Annotated in this window: 2 tRNA genes and 1 rRNA gene; all 3 read right to left on the bottom strand. The window is 41.4% G+C overall.

From position 1 onward, the window contains the following. Window positions 1–381: 381 nt before the first annotated feature. Window positions 382–457 (bottom strand) — tRNA-Ala (locus tag L2748_RS24190). Window positions 458–522: 65 nt separating this feature from the next. After that, a tRNA-Ile gene (locus L2748_RS24185) sits at window positions 523–599 on the bottom strand. A gap of 74 nt (window positions 600–673) precedes the next feature. Continuing rightward, window positions 674–748: ribosomal RNA gene (locus tag L2748_RS24180) — 16S ribosomal RNA — on the bottom strand; the annotation flags it as partial.

Genomic DNA, 748 nt, shown 5'->3' with positions numbered 1-748 from the left:
TACTACGTCCTTCATCGCCTCTGACTGCCAAGGCATCCACCATATACGCTTAGTCACTTAACCATACAACCCAAATAAGTCTCTATGAGATTATCCGTTGTTTTATCAGGGTAGATAAAACAGCCGTATCGTAACTAATGGTTTCTACTTTCGCCAAAATTAGAATTTTTTACTTACTACCTAAGCAGCAAGCCAAGACACTTAATGTTAAGTGTTTTAGAACTCAATTTTTAATTTCGCAATAATCATTAAGATTATTACTATCAGCTTTCCAAATTTTTAAAGAGCGGGCTTAAAAAAGCCAAAGATAAATTTCTCATTTATCTTTGGCATCTCTTACCTGTGCATATGTCTTACTCTTATTGAAGAGAAAGATGTAAATGGTGGAGCTATGCGGGATCGAACCGCAGACCTCCTGCGTGCAAGGCAGGCGCTCTCCCAGCTGAGCTATAGCCCCATTTACATGCAGTCAAACAAATTTACGTTAAAACAAAATCTTCGTTTAGGAGAAAACTGAGATTTTGGTGGGTCAGAGTGGACTTGAACCACCGACCTCACCCTTATCAGGGGTGCGCTCTAACCAGCTGAGCTACAGACCCAACGTAATTTGCTCTTTCTTTACGACAAGCATATCTGTGTGAACACTCAACAACTATTAAGTTAGTCGTATAGGTAAGGAGGTGATCCAGCCCCAGGTTCCCCTAGGGCTACCTTGTTACGACTTCACCCCAGTCATGAACCACACCGT

The organism is Shewanella sairae, assembly GCF_023283535.1.
In the GTDB taxonomy this organism is placed as follows: Bacteria; Pseudomonadota; Gammaproteobacteria; order Enterobacterales; family Shewanellaceae; genus Shewanella; species Shewanella sairae.
Note: the sequence above shows the minus strand (reverse complement) of the source record. Positions and strands in the feature narration are given on the sequence as shown.